18 protein-coding genes are annotated in these 18,283 nt (G+C 67.3%); 11 read left to right on the top strand and 7 right to left on the bottom strand.

All coding sequences use genetic code 11. The annotated features are described in order from the left end of the window. The first annotated feature begins 1 nt into the window (after position 1). Together maiA and pgeF are read left to right on the top strand one after the other, a co-directional pair. A complete protein-coding gene (gene maiA / locus IG196_RS18620) occupies positions 2–640 on the top strand; it encodes a maleylacetoacetate isomerase (RefSeq protein WP_192192298.1) in 639 nt (212 codons plus the stop codon). A gap of 14 nt (positions 641–654) precedes the next feature. Beyond that, on the top strand, positions 655–1,410 hold the full coding sequence (gene pgeF / locus IG196_RS18615) for a peptidoglycan editing factor PgeF (RefSeq protein ID WP_192192297.1): 756 nt from the start codon (positions 655–657) through the stop codon (positions 1,408–1,410). Here the strand turns inward: pgeF and IG196_RS18610 are convergent. Beyond that, positions 1,342–1,650 (bottom strand): hypothetical protein, encoded by a 309-nt coding sequence (locus IG196_RS18610; RefSeq protein WP_192192296.1) that lies wholly within the window; start codon positions 1,648–1,650, stop codon positions 1,342–1,344. The genes pgeF and IG196_RS18610 overlap by 69 nt on opposite strands. A 126-nt stretch (positions 1,651–1,776) precedes the next feature. Between IG196_RS18610 and phaC the strand changes: the two genes are divergently transcribed. Together phaC and IG196_RS18600 are read left to right on the top strand one after the other, a co-directional pair. After that, positions 1,777–3,549 (top strand): class I poly(R)-hydroxyalkanoic acid synthase, encoded by a 1,773-nt coding sequence (gene phaC, locus IG196_RS18605; RefSeq protein WP_192192295.1) that lies wholly within the window; start codon positions 1,777–1,779, stop codon positions 3,547–3,549. 61 nt (positions 3,550–3,610) lie between these two features. Beyond that, a complete protein-coding gene (locus tag IG196_RS18600; RefSeq protein WP_099790359.1) occupies positions 3,611–4,789 on the top strand; it encodes an acetyl-CoA C-acetyltransferase in 1,179 nt (392 codons plus the stop codon). Between the two features lie 107 nt (positions 4,790–4,896). On the opposite strand, the gene IG196_RS18595 is transcribed toward IG196_RS18600, so the two are convergent. Beyond that, positions 4,897–5,082, bottom strand: coding sequence for a hypothetical protein (locus IG196_RS18595; RefSeq protein ID WP_192192294.1), 186 nt, complete (start codon positions 5,080–5,082; stop codon positions 4,897–4,899). Between the two features lie 532 nt (positions 5,083–5,614). Continuing rightward, positions 5,615–6,526, bottom strand: coding sequence for a LysR substrate-binding domain-containing protein (locus IG196_RS18590; protein WP_192192293.1), 912 nt, complete (start codon positions 6,524–6,526; stop codon positions 5,615–5,617). A gap of 92 nt (positions 6,527–6,618) precedes the next feature. Between IG196_RS18590 and IG196_RS18585 the strand changes: the two genes are divergently transcribed. From IG196_RS18585 to IG196_RS18565, 5 genes are read left to right on the top strand one after another with little or no spacing between them, the layout of a single operon-like run. Beyond that, entirely contained in the window at positions 6,619–7,629 is a 1,011-nt protein-coding gene (locus tag IG196_RS18585; protein WP_412556347.1) for a tripartite tricarboxylate transporter substrate binding protein, read from the top strand. A gap of 35 nt (positions 7,630–7,664) precedes the next feature. Then, a complete protein-coding gene (locus tag IG196_RS18580; RefSeq protein WP_192192292.1) occupies positions 7,665–8,555 on the top strand; it encodes a MaoC family dehydratase N-terminal domain-containing protein in 891 nt (296 codons plus the stop codon). 21 nt (positions 8,556–8,576) lie between these two features. Beyond that, a complete protein-coding gene (locus IG196_RS18575; protein WP_192192291.1) occupies positions 8,577–9,758 on the top strand; it encodes a CaiB/BaiF CoA transferase family protein in 1,182 nt (393 codons plus the stop codon). Next, positions 9,755–10,645: an HpcH/HpaI aldolase/citrate lyase family protein gene (locus IG196_RS18570; protein WP_192192290.1), complete on the top strand. Its 891-nt coding sequence runs from the start codon at positions 9,755–9,757 to the stop codon at positions 10,643–10,645. Before IG196_RS18575 ends, IG196_RS18570 begins: the two co-directional genes overlap by 4 nt. Positions 10,646–10,675: 30 nt before the next feature. Then, positions 10,676–11,680, top strand: a complete 1,005-nt coding sequence (locus tag IG196_RS18565) for a tripartite tricarboxylate transporter substrate binding protein BugD (protein ID WP_192192289.1) — start codon at positions 10,676–10,678, stop codon at positions 11,678–11,680. Positions 11,681–11,719: 39 nt separating this feature from the next. Here the strand turns inward: IG196_RS18565 and IG196_RS18560 are convergent, their stop codons facing one another. The 3 genes from IG196_RS18560 to IG196_RS18550 all read right to left on the bottom strand — a co-directional run bounded on the left by IG196_RS18560 (position 11,720) and on the right by IG196_RS18550 (position 13,389). Beyond that, entirely contained in the window at positions 11,720–12,142 is a 423-nt protein-coding gene (locus tag IG196_RS18560) for a GNAT family N-acetyltransferase (protein ID WP_192192288.1), read from the bottom strand. Continuing rightward, positions 12,139–12,672, bottom strand: a complete 534-nt coding sequence (locus IG196_RS18555; protein ID WP_192192287.1) for a CinA family protein — start codon at positions 12,670–12,672, stop codon at positions 12,139–12,141. The genes IG196_RS18560 and IG196_RS18555 overlap by 4 nt, the downstream gene beginning before the upstream one ends. A 69-nt stretch (positions 12,673–12,741) precedes the next feature. After that, positions 12,742–13,389, bottom strand: a complete 648-nt coding sequence (locus tag IG196_RS18550; RefSeq protein ID WP_099790348.1) for a DJ-1/PfpI family protein — start codon at positions 13,387–13,389, stop codon at positions 12,742–12,744. Between the two features lie 217 nt (positions 13,390–13,606). On the opposite strand from IG196_RS18550, the gene phbB reads away from it, so the two are divergent. Together phbB and IG196_RS18540 are read left to right on the top strand one after the other, a co-directional pair. Next, complete coding sequence (gene phbB / locus IG196_RS18545) at positions 13,607–14,344, top strand: acetoacetyl-CoA reductase (RefSeq protein WP_099790345.1); 738 nt, start codon at positions 13,607–13,609, stop codon at positions 14,342–14,344. Between the two features lie 149 nt (positions 14,345–14,493). Beyond that, on the top strand, positions 14,494–15,837 hold the full coding sequence (locus IG196_RS18540; RefSeq protein WP_192192286.1) for a dicarboxylate/amino acid:cation symporter: 1,344 nt from the start codon (positions 14,494–14,496) through the stop codon (positions 15,835–15,837). 65 nt (positions 15,838–15,902) lie between these two features. Here IG196_RS18540 and katG read toward each other — a convergent pair whose 3' ends face one another. Then, entirely contained in the window at positions 15,903–18,161 is a 2,259-nt protein-coding gene (katG, locus tag IG196_RS18535; protein ID WP_192192285.1) for a catalase/peroxidase HPI, read from the bottom strand. Positions 18,162–18,283: the final 122 nt, after the last annotated feature.

Raw genomic sequence — 18,283 nt, 5'->3', positions numbered from 1 at the left:
CATGAAGCTGCATAACTATTTCCGCTCCTCCGCCTCGTTCCGCGTGCGCATCGCCCTTCAGCTGAAGGGCCTCGATTACGACTACGTGCCCGTGCACATCGCGCGCGGCGACCACCGCACCGGCCCCTTCTCGGCGATCTCGGCCGACATGCTCGTGCCGCTGCTCGAAGACGAGGGTGAGCGCTTCTCGCAGTCGATGGCCATCATCGAATACCTCGACGAAGTGCATCCCGAGCCGGCGCTGCTGCCGACCGACCCCGTGGGCCGCGCCCACGTGCGTGCGCTGGCACAGTCGATCGCCTGCGAGATCCACCCGCTGAACAACCTGCGCGTGCTCAAGTACCTCGTGAAGGAACTGAAGGTCGACGACGAAGCCAAGAACACCTGGTACCGCCACTGGGTGCGCGAAGGCCTGCTGTCGTTCGAGCGCCAGCTTGCGCAGCACCCGGGCGGCACCTACTGCTGGGGCGACACGCCGACCATCGCCGACTGCTGCCTCGTGCCGCAGATCTTCAACGGCCGCCGCTTCGACTGCGACTTCAGCGGCCTGCCGCGCACCATGGCCGCCTTCGATGCCTGCATGAAGCTCGACGCCTTCCAGCGCGCGCAGCCTTCGCAGTCGCCCGACGCGGAAGCCTGAGCCGGCACGTCGCCATGAATCCGCAATGGCTGGTGCCCGAGTGGCCGGCGCCGCCGAACGTGCGCGCGCTGTGCACCACGCGCGACGGCGGGGTGTCGGCCGGGCGCTATGACAGCCTGAACCTCGGCGACCACGTGGCCGACGATGCCGCGCACGTCGCCGCGAACCGCCGCCGGCTGCAGCAGGCAATCGGCACGCAGCCGGTGTTCCTGCAGCAGGTGCATGGCACGGGTGTCGTGTCGCTCGACGATGCCGTGCACGACGGTACCGCCGCCGATGCGTGCACCTCGACGACCACCACGCGTGCCTGCACGATCATGGTGGCCGACTGCCTGCCTGTGCTCTTCACCGACGCACGCGGCCACCGCGTGGCCGCTGCGCATGCGGGCTGGCGCGGGCTGGCCGGCGGCGTGCTCGAGCAGACCGTGCGCACGTTCGCACAAGACGACGAAGGGGCGTCGCGCCTCATGGCCTGGCTCGGCCCCTGCATCGGCCCGAAGGCCTTCGAGGTCGGAGCCGAGGTCAAGGCCGCCTTCGAGGCGCAGTCGGCCGAGGCAGCGTCGTGCTTCACGCCCGCAGCGGCCGAAGGCAAGTGGCTGGCCGACCTGCCTGCGCTCGCGCGGCAGCGGCTGCGTGCGGCGGGTGTCGAGTCGCTCCATGGCAACGACAGCGGCGATGCGTGGTGCACCGTCGCGCAGCCGTCACGGTTCTTTTCGCACCGGCGCGACGGCGTCAGCGGGCGTTTCGCCGCGCTGGTCTGGAAGGTCTGAACCTGCGGCTTCCGCGGCGGCGCGGCGCGCGGCTTCCTGGGCCTGTGCCTCGCGTTCCTTGATCGCCCGCCGACGTGCCGGCGTGGCCATCAGGTAGATCACCAGCGCCACCGGCGCCAGGCCGTAAAGAAGAAATGTGAAGATGGCGCCCAGCACCGTGCCCGTGGTGTTGGTGGCCTCGGCCACCGCCATCATCACGGTCACATAGAGCCAGCCGATCACGATCAAATGGATGAACACAGGCAGAGACGTTTCGTTTCAATGGATTAGTGAAAGCGCGGCGTTGTGAGTGCCTTGCGAATGCAGCATACTCAAAACACGCAAGCCATCCGTTCGTATCGACCCAGGCCACGGCCAGGAGACATGATGAAGCAAGAAGACACGGGGGCCGATGCGTTCGCGCCCCTTCAAAAAGCCCTCACGCAGGGTTGGACCCAGGCCATGGAGGCTTTCCAGAAAGCTGGGGGGCCAGCAGGTTCCGCCGCTTTCGACATCGGCGGCACGCCGCTATGGCAATTGCCACAAATGCCACAGTTCCCGGGTGCAGCCGGCATGCCCGAGCTGCCCAAGTTCTCCCTCGATCCCGAGCAGCTGAAGTCCATTCAGCAGCAGTACCTGACCGACGCCACCGACCTCTGGCGCCGCGGCTTCGGTGCGCGCCCCGAGGGCGACAAGCGCTTTGCCGCCGAAGCCTGGGGCAGCAACCCGATGGCGGCTTTCTCAGCCGCGGTGTACCTGCTCAATGGCCGCACCATGATGCGCATGGCCGAAGCCATCGACGCCGACGACAAGACCAAGGCGCGCCTGCGCTTTGCGGTCGAGCAGTGGATGGCGGCGGCCTCGCCCAGCAACTCGCTCGCCTTCAACGCCGAGGCGCAGAAGAAAGCCATCGACACGCAGGGCGAGAGCATCGCCAAGGGCATCCAGAACCTGTTGCACGACGTGAAGCAGGGCCACGTCAGCATGACCGACGAAAGCGCCTTCGAAGTGGGGCGCAACGTGGCCACCACCGAAGGCGCCGTGGTATTTGAAAACGAGTATTTCCAGCTGCTCGAATACAAGCCGCTCACCGCCAAGGTGCACGAGCGACCGTTCCTGCTGGTGCCGCCGTGCATCAACAAGTTCTACATCCTCGACCTGCAGCCCGACAACTCGCTCATCCGCTATGCGAACACGCAGGGCCACCGCGTGTTCGTCGTGAGCTGGCGCAACCCCGACGAGTCGATGGCCCAGGCCACCTGGGACGACTACATCGAGAACGCCGCCATCAAGGCCATTCACACGGTGCAGGAGATCAGCGGCAGCAAGCAGATCAACACGCTCGGCTTCTGCGTGGGCGGCACCATCCTGAGCACTGCGCTGGCCGTGCTTGCGGCACGCGGCGAGAAGCCGGCCGCGTCGGTCACGCTGCTGACCACCTTCCTCGATTTCAGCGACACCGGCATCCTCGACATCTTCGTGGACGAGCCCATGGTGGCGTACCGCGAGATGCAGCTGGGCAAGGGCGGCCTGCTGCCGGGCGGCGACCTGGCCTCGACCTTCAGCTTCCTGCGCCCGAACGACCTGGTGTGGAACTACGTGGTCGGCAACTACCTCAAGGGCGAGACGCCGCCGGCCTTCGACCTGCTGTACTGGAACAGCGACGCCACCAACCTGCCGGGCCCTTTCTACGCCTGGTACCTGCGCAACACGTACCACGAGAACAAGCTGGCCAAGCCCGGCGCGCTCACGGTGTGCGGCGAGAAGGTCGACCTCGGCAAGATCGATATTCCGGCCTACATCTACGGCTCGCGCGAAGACCACATCGTGCCCATTGGCGGCGCCTACACCACCACGCAATTGCTCACGGGCAAGAAGCGCTTCGTGATGGGCGCGTCGGGCCACATCGCCGGCGTGATCAACCCGCCCGCCAAGAACAAGCGCAGCCACTGGCTGCGCGAAGACGGCAAGTTTCCCAAGACCCAGCCCGAATGGCTGGCCGGCGCGCAGGAGCAGCCGGGCAGCTGGTGGACCGACTGGGCACAATGGCTCAAGGGCCACGCGGGCAAGCAGATCCCCGCGCCCAAGGGCTACGGCAACGGCAAGGCCTACAAGGCCATCGAACCGGCGCCGGGACGCTACGTGAAGGCCAAGGCCTGAACGGGCGCCAGCGCCCGCAAGACAGCAACCGATTTCAAATCACCTCAACGGAGAGAACCTCATGGAAGACATCGTCATCGTTTCGGCTGCGCGTACGGCGGTCGGCAAATTCGGCGGCTCGCTCGCCGGCATCCCCGCCACCGAGCTGGGCGCCCTCGTGATCAAGGAAGTGATCGCGCGCGCCAACCTCACGGCCGACCAGGTCGGCGAGGCCATCATGGGCCAGGTGCTCGCGGCCGGTGCCGGCCAGAACCCCGCGCGCCAGGCCTGGATCAAGGGCGGCGGCACCAAGGAAACGCCGGCGCTCACCATCAACGCCGTGTGCGGCTCGGGCCTGAAGGCCGTGATGCTGGCGGCGCAGGCCGTGGCCACGGGCGACTCCGAGATCGTCATTGCCGGCGGCCAGGAAAACATGAGCATGGCGCCGCACGTGCTGCCCAACTCGCGCAACGGCCAGCGCATGGGCGACTGGAAGCTGGTCGACACCATGATCGTCGACGGCCTGTGGGACGTGTACAACCAGTACCACATGGGCATCACGGCCGAGAACGTGGCCAAGCAGTACAACATCGACCGCGCCTCGCAGGACGAACTGGCCCTGGCCAGCCAGACCAAGGCCGCCGCCGCGCAAGACGCCGGCAAGTTCAAGGACGAAATCGTCGGCGTGAGCATTCCGCAGAAGAAGGGCGACCCGCTCGTCTTCAACCAGGACGAGTTCATCAACCGCAAGACCAACGCCGAAGTGCTGGCCGGCCTGCGCCCTGCCTTCGACAAGGCCGGCGGCGTGACCGCGGGCAATGCCTCGGGCCTGAACGACGGCGCCGCCGCCGTGATGGTCATGACGGCCAAGAAGGCCGCCGCCCTGGGCCTGAAGCCGCTGGGCCGCATCGCCAGCTACGCCACCGCCGGCCTCGACCCGACCATCATGGGCATGGGCCCCGTGCCCGCGTCGACCAAGGCGCTGCAGCGCGCCGGCTGGAAGGCCGCCGACCTCGACCTGCTCGAGATCAACGAAGCCTTCGCCGCACAGGCTTGCGCCGTGAACCGCGAAATGGGCTGGGACGTGAACAAGGTGAACGTGAACGGCGGCGCCATTGCCATCGGCCACCCCATCGGCGCGTCGGGCTGCCGCATCCTGGTGACGCTGCTGCACGAAATGCAACGCCAGAACGCCAAGAAGGGCATTGCCTCGCTGTGCATCGGCGGCGGCATGGGCGTGGCGCTGACGATCGAGCGCTGAGCCTGATCACCGGGTGATCCGGTACGGGGAGGGGAGGCAGGGGCTCGCAAGGGCCGCTGCCTCCCCTCCCTTTTTTATGCCCGCCGTGCGCGCGACTTGCCTGTCGATTACTTCGACCGGTCCGAATCCACGAGGTCCCAGGCCAGACCCGCGAGCCAGCCGATGCCCACCAGCCATGCGCCGGCATGCACCGTGTCGATGTCGGCGGGCGCCAGCCAGTGCACCAGCAATGCGATCAGCAACCCGGCGATGGCGCCGATGTAGGACCAGGGGGAGCTGAGGGCTTCGAGCATGTCAGGGCGACTGTAGCGGCCGTCTTTTGCGCCCGCCACCAGCTCGGTTCGGTGTTCTGAGAACCTTTGAATTCATTCGAGCAATGGATGCCCAAGCGGCTGCCCTTCTTGTTCACCGCTCAAAAATTGAGCAATGTGTGGAATCCCTATGTAAAACAACAACTTATGATCGTTTTACAAAGCTCCGACCCAGTTACCCCCAAAGTTGCCCACAGAAAGTGGGGATTGAAGCGGACTTCTGCACAACCGGCGGCAAGTCGTTGGTTTGAAAGGGCGGCCTAGCACAGGCAACCCCCTGTTTTTTCGCTTGACTTTCTTGTTTTGCAGCCATTTTGGGGCCTCCTGGCCGCCAGAGTTGTGCACTGCAAAATTTTTAAGCAGACTAACTATTCCCCTTATAAAACAACAGCTTGCAACGGCTTTACAACGCGACCCCTGACTTACCCCCAAAGTTGTGCACAGAAAATGGGGAAGACATCGGGTTTCTCACAAGCCGCCTGCAAGTGCCTGTTTTTGGCCGGAAATCGGGCCGTCAGCCGGTTTTGGCCTGTGGGTCTGTGTAGTGGCGGCACAGCGTCTCGACCAGCGCCTGGGCGTACACGGGCAGGGCGGCGCGGTCGCGCACGAGCAGGTAGCGCTCGCGCACGCACCAGGGGTCACTGAGCTCGACCAGCGCGAGCTGCATGCTGTCCCGGTTGCGCCGCGCGGCCGACTCGGGCACCACGCCGATGCCCACGCCGCTGCCGATCATTCGGCACATGGCGTCGAAGCTGCCGAGCTGGATGCGCAGCTTCTGGCGCTTGCCCAGGTTGTCGGTGATCTGCCCCAGGAAGGCCTGCAGCGTGCTGCCTTGCTGCATGCCGATGGCGTCTTCGTCGAGCGTCTCGGCGAAGGAGATGCGGCGGCGCCGCGCAAAGCGGTGCTGGCGCGAGGTGACGAGCACCAGCCGGTCGGTGCTGAAGTGGATGGTGTCCAGGCCCAGCGTGTCCATCTGGCCCGCGACGATGCCGATGTCGGCGCGCCCGTCGCGCACGCCGCGTGGGATCTGAGCATTCGGTTTTTCCTGAAGGTCGACGTTGATGCGCGGGTTGGCGGCCAGGAAGCCGGGCAGGATCTCGGGCAGGAAATCGGTCACCGCCGTGGTGTTGGCGAACACACGCAGGTGGCCGCGCAGGCCGCCGCCGTACTCGAGCAGGTCGGCGCGCAGCTGGTCGGTCTGGTGCAGCACCAGCCGGGCGTGGTGCAGGAAGGCCTCGCCCGGCGGCAGCAGGCGCACGCCGCGGGCCTCGCGCTGCAGCAGCTGCAGGCCGGCCTGGGTCTCGAGCGCCTTGATGCGCGCGCTGGCCGCGGCCAGCGACAGGTGCTGGCGCTCGGCCGCCCGCGTGAGGTTGCCGAGCTCGGCCGTGGCCACGAACAGGCGCAGGTCGGTGAGGTCGAAGAGCATGGGGCGATGGTAGCCAAGCCTTCGGAATTTCAGAAGCCTGGGTTCCGAAATCGCAGATTGCGCACCGGGGGCCGGCAGCAGACCATGCGGCCATGGAGACACACAACACCACCCCCGCCTTGCGGCTTCGCGCCAAGGCGCTGCTCGCCTTCGGACTCACCGCCACCGCCTTGCTGGCCGCCAACCCAGCCGCCGCCCAGACCTACCCTTCGCGCCCCATCACGCTCGTCGTGCCCCAGGCTGCGGGCGGCACCAACGACATCGTCGGGCGCCTCGTGGGCCAGAAGCTCGGCGAGGTGATGAACAACGCCAGCGTGGTGGTCGACAACCGCCCCGGCGCGGGCGGCAACATCGGCACGCAGCTGGTCGCCAAGGGCCCGAAGGACGGCTACACGCTGCTCATGACGATCAGCAGCAGCCAGGCGATCAACCCCGCGCTCTACAAGAACCCGGGCTTCGACCCCGAGAAAGACTTCAAGCCCGTCGGCCTGATCGGCGCGGTGCCCAACGTGCTGCTGGTGAACCCGTCGTTCCCCGCGAAGAACTTCGCCGAGTTCCTGAAGCTGGCACGCGAGAAGGGCGCCAACTACCAGTACGCCTCGGCCGGCAACGGCACGCTCAACCACCTGCTGGGTGAAATGCTCAACAGCATGGGCGGCATCTCCATGCAGCACGTGCCGTACAAGGGCGTGGCGCCTGCCATCAACGACGTGCTGGGCGGGCAGTTGCCCATCGTGTTCGCGAGCCTGCCTTCGGCGCTGGCGCACATCAAGGCCGGCAAGCTGCGCGCGCTGGCCGTGAGCGGCGAAAAACGCTCGCCCGTGCTGCCCGACGTGCCCGCCATCGCCGAGCAGGTGCCGGGCTACAACGGCACGCTGTGGATCGGCCTGTTCGCTCCCGCGGGCGTGCCGGCCGACGTGCTCGCCACCCTGCAGGACGCGACGCGCAAGGCGCTCGCAGCCAAGGACCTGCGCGACAAGCTCGACCAGCAGGGCGTCGAGATCGCGGCGGCCACCTCGCCGGAACAGTTCTCGGCGCTGCTGCGCACCGACCTCGCCAAGTGGGCGCGCATCGTCAAGGCCTCGGGCGCTGCCGTCGACTGACCTCGCCACTCATCTTTCTTCTCGCCACTCACGCCATGACTTCTCCACTGATCGACGCCGAAGCCCTCGCACGGCTGCAGGCCTGGCAGGGCCGCAGCGAAACGCTGCGCGACGACCTCACCGCCGCGCCCGTGCGCGCGCTGTCCGCCACGCTCGACCGCGACGACCCGCTGCCCGAGGCAGGCACGCGACTGCCTGCGCTCTGGCACTGGCTCTACTTCCTGCCGCACCACCGCCAGTCGGAGATCGGCGAAGACGGCCATGCCAAGCGCGGCGGCTTCCTGCCGCCCGTGCCGCTGCCGCGCCGCATGTGGGCCGGCGGCCGGCTGACGTGGGAGCCGGGCAATCCGCTGCAGGTGGGTGATGCGATCGAGCGCACGTCGACCATCGCCTCGGTCACGCACAAGGCCGGCCGCACGGGCGAGCTGGTGTTCGTGCTGGTTCGCCACGAGGTGCGCAACGCGCGCGGGCTCGCGCTGACCGAAGAGCACGACATCGTCTACCGCGCCGCCGCCGCACCGGGCGAGGCCGCGCCGCCGCCCACGCCCGCACCGAAGGACGCCGCCTTCAGCCGCGACCTCGTGCCCGACGACGTGCTGCTGTTCCGCTACTCGGCGCTGACCTTCAACGGCCACCGCATCCACTACGACCGCCGCTACGTGACGCAGGTCGAGGGCTACCCGGGCCTCATCGTGCACGGGCCGTTGATCGCGACGCTGCTGGTCGACCTGCTGCGCCGCAACGTGCCGGCCGATGCGCAGCTGGCGCGCTTCGAGTTCCGCGCCGTGCGCCCGACCTTCGACATCGCGCCGTTCCGCGTGCACGGCAAGCCCGCCGAAGGCAGCACCGACGGCAAGACCTTCAGCCTGTGGGGCGAAGACGCCGACGGCTGGCTCACGATGCAGGCGACGGCCGTGCTCGCCTGACGCAAGGAAAGAAAGACGCCCATGACAAGACCCCTGGACGGCATCACCGTCATCTCGCTCGAGCACGCCATCGCGGCGCCGTTCTGCACCCGCCAGCTCGCCGACCTCGGCGCGCGCGTCATCAAGGTCGAGCGCCCCGGCGGCGGCGACTTTGCGCGCGCCTACGACGAGCGCGTGAACGGCGAGGCCTCGCACTTCGTGTGGGTCAACCGCTCGAAGGAAAGCCTCACGCTCGACCTCAAGCAGCCCGCCGCGCTCGCCGTGCTGCAGGAACTGGTGGCCGGTGCCGACGTGCTGGTGCAGAACCTCGCACCCGGCGCCGCCGCGCGCATGGGCCTGAGCGCGCAGGTGCTGCAGGAAAAACACCCCGCGCTCATCGTCTGCGACATCTCGGGCTACGGCGAAGACGGCCCGTACCGCGACAAGAAGGCCTACGACCTGCTGATCCAGAGCGAGGCCGGTTTCCTGTCGGTGACGGGCACGCCCGACGACCCGTGCAAGTCGGGCAACTCCATCGCCGACATCGCGGCGGGCATGTACGCCTACACCGGCATCCTGGCGGCGCTGATGCAGCGCGGCAAGACGGGCAAGGGCTCGCACATCGACGTGTCGATGCTCGAATCGCTCGCCGAATGGATGGGCTACCCGATGTACTACGCCTACGACGGCGCACCGCCGCCGCCGCGCAGCGCCGCCTCGCACGCGACCATCTATCCCTACGGCCCGTTCCCCGCGGGCGACGGCGGCACCGTGATGCTCGGCCTGCAGAACGAGCGCGAGTGGCGCGCCTTCTGCGACAAGGTGCTGCTGCGCCCCGAGCTCGCGACCGACCCGCGCTTCGACAGCAACGCGCGGCGCAACGAACACCGCGAGGCGCTGCGCACGCTCATCGTCGACACCTTCGGCGCGCTCAGTGCGGCGCAGGTGCTCGAACGGCTCGACACCGCGCAGATCGCCAATGCGCGCATGAACGACATGGCCGGGCTTTGGGCGCACCCGCAGCTGCAGGCGCGAGACCGCTGGCGCCAGGTGGGCTCACCGGCCGGCGACATCCCGGCGCTGCTGCCAGCCGGTCGCCAGAGTGCGTTCGACTACCGCATGGACCCGGTGCCCGCGGTGGGCCAGCACACCGACGCCATCCTGCGCAGCCTGGGCCGTGGCGACGACGCGATCGCGACGCTGCGCGCGGCCGGGGCGGTATGAGCGGGTCGGCCAATCAGACGCTCGCTTTGGCGCGCGCCTTTCTCTTCGTGCCGGCCGACCGGCCCGAGCGCCACGCGCGTGCCTTGGCGACGGGCGCGGGCGCCGTGATCATCGACCTCGAAGACGCCGTCGCGCCCGCGCGCAAGGCCGAGGCGCGCGACGCGCTCGGTGTCTCGCTCGCAGCGCTGCCCGCCGACCGGCGAGGGCGGCTGCTCGTGCGCGTGAATGCCAGCGGCACGCCGTGGCATGGCGACGACTGCGCGCGTGCGGCGGGCTGGATCGCGGACGGACTCATCGCCGGCATCGTGCTGCCCAAGGCCGAGCACGCCGACGAACTGCATCGGCTCGCCGCCACCGTCGGGCCGAAGGCCGTGCTGCTGCCGCTCATCGAATCAGCCGCGGGGCTCGCCGCGGTCGATGCCATCGCGGGTGCGCCGCAGGTGCTGCGGCTGGCCTTCGGCCACCTCGATTTCCAGGCCGACCTCGGCATGGCCTGCGATGCCGACGAGGTCGAACTGACGGCCGTGCGCCTCGCGCTCGTGCTGGCCTCGCGCCGTGCCGGGCTGGCCACGCCCATCGACGGCGTCACGCCCGACTGGCGCGATGCGCAGCGGCTCGCCGCCGACACCTCGCGCGCCCGGCGCGGCGGCTTCGGCGCCAAGCTGTGCATCCATCCCGAGCAGGTCGCGCCCGTGCAGGCCGCGCTCGGGCCCTCGGCCGACGAAGTGGCCTGGGCGCACCGCGTGACCGAGGCCGTGCGCGCAGCCGGTGGCGGCGTCGTGAGCCTCGACGGCCGCATGGTCGACGGGCCCGTGGTGCGGCTGGCCGAGCGCTGGCTCGCGCTGGCGGCGCCGCACGGCCCAGGTGATGCATCCCTGACGCACTGATCTACAGATAAACCAAAAGGAGACAAAGAAGTGAACGCAACGAAGACCTGGAAATTGAAGGCCCTCATCGCGGCCTCGGCGGGCGCCTGCCTGCTCGCCGCCGCATCGCCTGCCGCCGCGCAGGCCGCGTGGCCCGACAAGCCCATCGTGATGGTCGTGCCGTACTCGGCCGGCGGCCCCACCGACGTGGTGGCGCGCATGCTCGCCGTGCCCATGGGCAAGTCGCTCGGGCAGACCGTGGTGGTCGAGAACACCGTGGGCGCGGGCGGCACCATCGCGCCGACCCGCGTGGCCAAGGCGGCGCCCAACGGCTACACCATCCTCATCCACCACATGGGCATGGCCACCGCACCCGCGCTGTACAAGAAGCTCAACTACGACCCGCTGAAAGACTTCGAGTACATCGGCCAGGTCATGGACGTGCCGATGACCCTGCTGTCGCGCAAGGACTTTCCGGCCAACAACTTCAAGGAGCTGCTGGCCTACGTGAAGGCCAACAAGGACAAGGTCTCGCTCGCCAACGCCGGCATCGGCGCCGTCTCGCAGCTGTGCGGCATGCTCTTCGCGCACCAGATCGGCGTGCAGCTCACGACCGTGCCCTACAAGGGCGCAGGCCCGGCGCTCAACGACCTCATGGGCGGGCAGGTCGACCTGCTGTGCGACCAGACCACGCAGACCGCGCCCGTCATCAAGGACGGCCAGCGCGTGAAGGTGTTCGGCGTGACCACGCCCAAGCGCTTGTCGAGCATGCCCGACATTCCCACGCTCGATGAGCAGGGGCTCAAGGGCTTCGACGTGAAGGTGTGGCACGGCGTGTATGCGCCCAAAGGCACGCCGCCGGCCGTGATCGAGAAGCTCAACGTGGCCTTGCGCGCCGCGCTGCAGGACGACAACGTGAAGAAGCGCTTTGCCGAGCTGAGCACGGAGGCCGTGCCGATGGAGAAGGTCACACCCGAGGCGCTGCGCAGCCACCTGGCGGCAGAGATCGAGAAGTGGGGGAAGGTGATCCGGGCTGCGGGGGTGCAGGCGGATTGAAGATCACAGCTTGAGTTGCGGGGCAGTGATGCCCCGGGCTCAAAGCTTTTTCTTCATGTAGGCGAGGTAGTTGCCGCGCGCGTAGTTGTCGATGCGGGCGAACTCTTCGTAGCCTTGCTTCAGGTAGAAACCTCGCGCCTGCCACTCGAAGGTTTCAAGCGCGGCATTCCCGGCACCCAGCGCCTTGCCACGCGCTTCCGCCTCCGCGAGCAGGCGGCGGCCCAAGCCGGTGCCTCGGGCTTCCTCTTCGACGAACAGCACGTCGATGCGCAGCCATTCGAGGAACACGAAGCCGCGCAGGCCACCCAGCAGGCGACCCTGCGTGTCTTTCGCGCTCAGCCACACGGGTTGCGTCTCGGGGTACTCGCCGACGAAGCCGTAGTTGAACTCGCGCAACCGGCGACCCAGGACGCCGGAGCGGACCTCTTCTTCGGAGGCCGTAGAAATCACCGCCTCGGTCATGCGTCCGCGACGTTGCGGGTCGCCTGCAAGGCTTCCTCGAACAACTTCAGCAACAGCCGCGCGAACACATCCATGTTCCAGGGCCGGTCGGTCGCACCGGTTTCGATCGTGCGGCTGACCACGAGGCCATCCGCGCCGGTCACGGCGATGCAGACGTGCCCCGGCGCATCGCCGTACGGACTGCCTGATGGTCCCGCCGCGCCGCTCTCGCAGATGCCCCACTTCGAGCGGTGGGCATCACGGATGCGGCCCGACATGAATCGCGCATAGGGCTCGGTCTCGCCGCGCATGTCGCCCATGTCTTCGGCCGTGAGGCCGAGCAGGGCCTTGCCGGCGCGGCGCGAGTAGATGACCGCGCCGCCCAAAAAGTAGGCCGAGGCACCCGGCAGCGCGAGCAGGGCGGCCGAGACCAGGCCGCCGGCCGACGACTCGGCGACCGCCACCGTCTGGCGCCGCTCGCGCAGCGTCGCTCCCACGCGGGCGGCGAGCACGGCAAGTGGTTCGAGGTCGGTGAGGTCGGGCGTGGACATGGAGGTCTAAAGGAGTAAGAAAGAAAAGAAGAAATGACCGACCGTTCGATCAAACAAACGAAAGAACGATCAGGCGGTGCCCGCACGCGATCCCGGCCGCCGCACATACGACGGCGCGCGCTCGTGGCTCGAGGTGTGGCCGTACACCGTGTCGGCGGGGTAGTACTCGGCCTGCAGCTGCACCTTGGCCGCGGCTTCCTCGCCGGCGGCATGCGCGATGAAGGCCAGCATCAGGTCGGTGCCGGCCGACACGCCGGCCGAGGTCCAGACGTGGCCGTCCTGCACGAAGCGTTGCTCGACCACCTTCACGTCACCGAGCGCGCGCAGGCGGTCGAGCGATCCCCAGTGCGTGGTGGCGGTGCGGCCCGAGAGCAGGCCGGCCGCATGCAGCACGAAGGCGCCGGTGCACACCGACATCAGCGCCTTGCAGCCGGGCGCCTGCGCGGCCACAAACTGCACCATCGCGGGGTTGTCGACCTCGCGCCGCGTGCCCATGCCGCCGGGCACGAGCAGAAAGTCGAGCGGCGGGCAGTCGGCAAACGACACATGGGGGTTGATCGACAGCCCCTTGGCGCAGACGACCGGGCCGTGCGTTTGCGCCACCACCAGGCAGTTGGCGGGGCCGCCGGCCAGCTTGCTCCACATGGTGAGCATTTCCCAGGGACCGATGAAATCGAGCTCCTCGACCTCGGGGAAGACGATGATTCCGAAATTCATGCGTGTGAACTCCTGGGTGGCTGGATGGGAGGGGGGCCGGCAGGGACCCTGTCACGGTCGCGCAGCCGCAAGCATATAGAGTGCCGCCGAGGCGATGTCGGTGACAGCTGGTTGCAAGCTTGGCTCAGTGTTCTCCCTCAGGGTTGTGTGGCCTGAAAATGGCTAGAGTGAAGGCGGCCGTTCAGGCTTTTTGCTAGCTTCAAATCAAGGAAATCTCATGAGCAAGAAAGTTGCATATGTCACCGGGGGCATGGGTGGCATCGGAACAGCCATCTGCCAGCGTCTGCACAAGGACGGGTTCACTGTGATCGCCGGTTGCGGTCCTACACGCGACCATGCCAAATGGCTGGCCGAACAGAAAGCCGAAGGCTTCGAGTTCCATGCGTCGGTCGGCAATGTCGGCGACTGGCAATCCACCGTCGAGGCTTTTTCCGCCGCCAAGGCGGCCCACGGCGCGATTGACGTGCTCGTCAACAACGCCGGCATCACGCGGGACCGCATGTTCCTCAAGATGACGCCGGAAGACTGGAGCGCGGTGATCGAAACCAACCTCAACAGCATGTTCAACGTCACCAAGCAGGTGGTGGGTGACATGGTCGAAAAGGGCTGGGGCCGCATCATCAACATCAGCTCGGTCAACGGCGCCAAGGGCCAGGCCGGCCAGACCAACTACTCGGCCGCCAAGGCCGGCATGCACGGCTTCACGATGGCGCTGGCGCAGGAGCTGGCCAACAAGGGCGTCACGGTCAACACCGTGAGTCCGGGCTACATCGGCACCGAGATGGTCAAGGCCATCCGCCAGGAAGTGCTCGACAAGATCGTGGCCACCATTCCGGTCAAGCGCCTGGGCGAGCCGAGCGAAATCGCTTCCATCATCGCGTGGCTCGCCACCGACGAAGGCGGCTACAGCACCGGGGCCGACTTCTCGGTCAACGGCGGCCTTCACATGCACTGAGCATGCGCGCCACACCCTGAAAACAAAAACCCGCTTCGGCGGGTTTTTTCATTGGGGCCGAAGCCAAAACCATTTCAACCATCGAAAGCCACCGCGACACGAACCCTTTCTTCTGCGTTTTCCTTCTTCATCTTTTTCAGGAGGCAGTCATGGCACATACAACAAGCACAGTACCCAGGAAGCTCCCCCTTTACCGTTCCCTTTACGTGCAGGTGATCACCGCGGTGGTCATCGGCGTGCTCCTCGGTTACTTTTATCCCTCGCTCGGGGAATCGATGAAACCGCTGGGCGACGGGTTCATCAAGCTCATCAAGATGATCATCGCGCCGATCATCTTCTGCACGGTGGTGGTCGGCATCGCCGGCATGGAAGACATGAAGAAGGTCGGCAAGACCGGCGGCCTGGCGCTCTTGTACTTCGAGGTCGTGAGCAGCATCGCGCTGGTGGTCGGCCTCGTGCTGGTGAACGTGCTCAAGCCCGGCGCGGGCATGAACATCGACGCGTCCACGCTCGACACCAAGGCCATCGCGGCCTACACCGGCCCCGGCAAGATGACGGGCACGGTCGACTTCCTGCTCAACGTGATTCCCAGCACGATCGTCGATGCCTTCGCCAAGGGCGAGATCCTGCAGGTGCTGCTGATCGCGGTGCTGTTCGGCTTCGCGCTGCACCGCTTCGGCGGGCGCGGCACGCTGGTGTTCGACGTGATCGAGAAGGGCTCGCACGTGCTCTTCGTGATCGTCAACTACATCATGAAGCTCGCGCCCATCGGCGCCTTCGGTGCGATGGCGTTCACCATCGGCAAGTACGGGCTGGGCAGCCTGCTGTCGCTGGGCAAGCTCATGGGCACTTTCTACCTGACCTGCCTGCTGTTCATCTTCGTGGTGCTGGGGCTCATTGCGCGCTTTCACGGCTTCAGCATCTGGAAGTTCATCAAGTACATCAAGGAAGAGCTGCTGATCGTGCTGGGCACCTCATCGAGTGAATCGGTGCTGCCGCGCATGATGGAAAAGATGGAGAACCTGGGCGCGCACAAGACCTGCGTGGGGCTGGTGATTCCCACGGGCTACTCGTTCAACCTCGACGGCACCTCGATCTACCTGACGATGGCGGCGGTGTTCATTGCGCAGGCCACCAACACGCCGATGACGCTCACGCAGGAGATCACGCTGCTGGCCGTGCTGCTGCTCACGTCGAAGGGCGCGGCCGGCGTCACCGGCAGCGGCTTCATCGTGCTGGCGGCCACGCTGTCGGCGGTGGGGCATGTGCCGGTGGCGGGGCTGGCGCTCATCCTGGGCATCGACCGCTTCATGTCCGAGGCGCGCGCGCTGACCAACCTCATCGGCAACGGCGTGGCCACCATCGTGGTGGCCAAGTGGACCAATGAACTCGATGAGGAACGGCTGCAGGCCGGGCTCAATAACGAGAGCTGGGTCGAGTCGCAGGAGCCGGAAGAACTCGTGAATGCGCGCGAGTCGAAGATGGCGCAATAGAAAGCAAAACGGCGGCCGAAGGCCAAAGCCCCCGACCGCCGTGAAAGCGCCCCAGGGCGCCGGCTTCAAGCCAGGTCGAACCGGTCCAGGTTCATCACCTTGGTCCAGGCGGCCACGAAGTCATCGACGAACTTCTGCTGGCTGTCCGAGCCGCCGTAGACCTCGGCGATGGCGCGCAGCTGCGCGTTGGAGCCGAACACCAGGTCGACGCGCGTGCCGGTCCATTGGAGCGTGCCGGTCTTGCGGTCGCGGCCTTCGTATTCCTCCTTGGTGTCCGACACCGCCTTCCACTCCGTGCCCATGTCGAGCAGGTTGACGAAGTAGTCGTTGCTCAACGTGCCGGGCGTCTTCGTGAAGACGCCGTGACGGGTCTGGCCGACGTTGGTGTCGAGCACGCGCAGGCCGCCGACCAGCACGGTCATCTCGGGGGCCGTGAGCGTGAGCAGCTGCGCCTTGTCGACCAGCAGCGCTTCGCCGGACACGCTGTAGCGGCCCTTCAGGTAGTTGCGGAAGCCGTCGGCGAACGGCTCCAGCGGCTCGAACGAGGGCACGTCGGTCTGTTCCTGCGAGGCGTCGGCGCGGCCCGGCGAGAAGGGCACCTTCACTTCACGGCCGCCGTTGCGCGCGGCCTGTTCCACGCCCGCACCGCCGGCCAGCACGATCAGGTCGGCCAGCGAAATCTGCTTGCCGCCGGACTGCGCCGCGTTGAACTCGCTGCGGATGCCTTCGAGCACCTTCAGCACCTGGGCCAGCTGCGCGGGCTGGTTGACGGCCCAGTCCTTCTGGGGCGCCAGCCGCACGCGGGCACCGTTGGCACCGCCGCGCATGTCGGAGCCGCGGAAGGTGGAGGCCGAGGCCCACGCCGTCGACACCAGCTGCGCAGGCGTGAGGCCCGAGGCCAGCACCTTCTTCGTCAGCGCGGCGACGTCTGCCGCATCGACCAGCGGATGGTCGACGGCCGGGATCGGGTCTTGCCAGATGAGCGCTTCGGCCGGCACCTCGGGCCCGAGGTAGCGGGCGCGCGGGCCCATGTCGCGGTGCGTGAGCTTGAACCAGGCGCGCGCGAAGGCGTCGGCGAGCTGATCGGGGTTGGCCAGGAAGCGGCGCGAGATCTTTTCGTAGGCTGGGTCCAGGCGCAGCGACAGGTCGGTCGTGAGCATGGTCGGCGCGTGGCGCTTGGAACCGTCGTGCGCATCAGGAATGGTGCCGGCACCGGCGCCGCCCTTGGCCACCCACTGGTGTGCGCCGGCGGGGCTCTTGGTCAGTTCCCATTCGAAGCCGAACAGGTTCTCCAGGAAGTTGTTGCTCCACTTCGTGGGCGTGGTGGTCCACGTCACTTCGAGGCCGCTGGTGATGGTGTCGCCGCCCTTGCCGGTGCCGAAGCTGTTCTTCCAGCCGAAGCCCTGGTCTTCGAGGCCGGCGGCCTCGGCCTCGGGGCCGACGTGCGAGGCCGGTGCCGCGCCGTGGGTCTTGCCGAAGGTGTGGCCGCCGGCGATGAGCGCCACGGTTTCCTCGTCGTCCATGGCCATGCGGCCGAAGGTGTCGCGGATGTCGCGTGCCGCGGCGATCGGGTCGGGGTTGCCGTCCGGACCTTCGGGGTTCACGTAGATCAGGCCCATCTGCACGGCGGCCAGCGGGTTCTCGAGGTCGCGGGTGTGCGGCACCTTGCTGTCGTCGTCCTTCACGAGCACGCCGCGGTCTTTCTCGACGCCCGGCGAGCCCTGTGCGTAGCGCACGTCGCCGCCGAGCCAGGTCTTCTCGCGGCCCCAGTACACGTCCTGGTCGGGTTCCCACACATCGGGGCGGCCACCGCCGAAGCCGAAGGTCTTGAAGCCCATGGTTTCGAGTGCGACGTTGCCGGTGAGGATCAACAGGTCGGCCCAGGAAATCTTCTGGCCGTACTTCTGCTTGATCGGCCAGAGCAGGCGGCGGGCCTTGTCCAGGCTCACGTTGTCGGGCCAGCTGTTGAGCGGCGCAAAGCGCTGCTGGCCGCGGCCGGCGCCGCCACGGCCGTCACCGATGCGGTAGGTGCCGGCGCTGTGCCAGGCCATGCGGATGAAGAGCGGGCCGTAGTGGCCGAAGTCGGCCGGCCACCAGTCTTGCGAATCGGTCATCAGCGCCGCGAGGTCTTTCTTCACCGCGGCGAGGTCCAGGCTCTGGAAGGCCTTGGCGTAGTCGAAACCGGCGCCCAGGGGATCGGATTTGGCCGAGTGCTGATGCAGCAGGTCCAGGCGCAGCTGCTCCGGCCACCAGTCGCGGTTCGTGGTGCCGGCGCCGGTGGTCTGGCTGAACGGGCACTTCGCTTCTGTCTTCTCGTTGCTCATGGGGAGGCTCCTGTTGTTGGGGGGACGGGGGACCGCTCAAATTCTCAATGAGAAAGGTGTCTATGCGAATAGAAGTGCTTTATGCCAACGATAGTTCGCACCGCCTTCGTAGGGGTGTAGAC

Source organism: Variovorax sp. 38R (genome assembly GCF_014843395.1).
Lineage (GTDB): Bacteria > Pseudomonadota > Gammaproteobacteria > Burkholderiales > Burkholderiaceae_C > Variovorax > Variovorax paradoxus_H.
The sequence above is the reverse complement of the archived record's forward strand: the minus strand, read 5'-3'. Positions and strand labels throughout refer to the sequence as shown.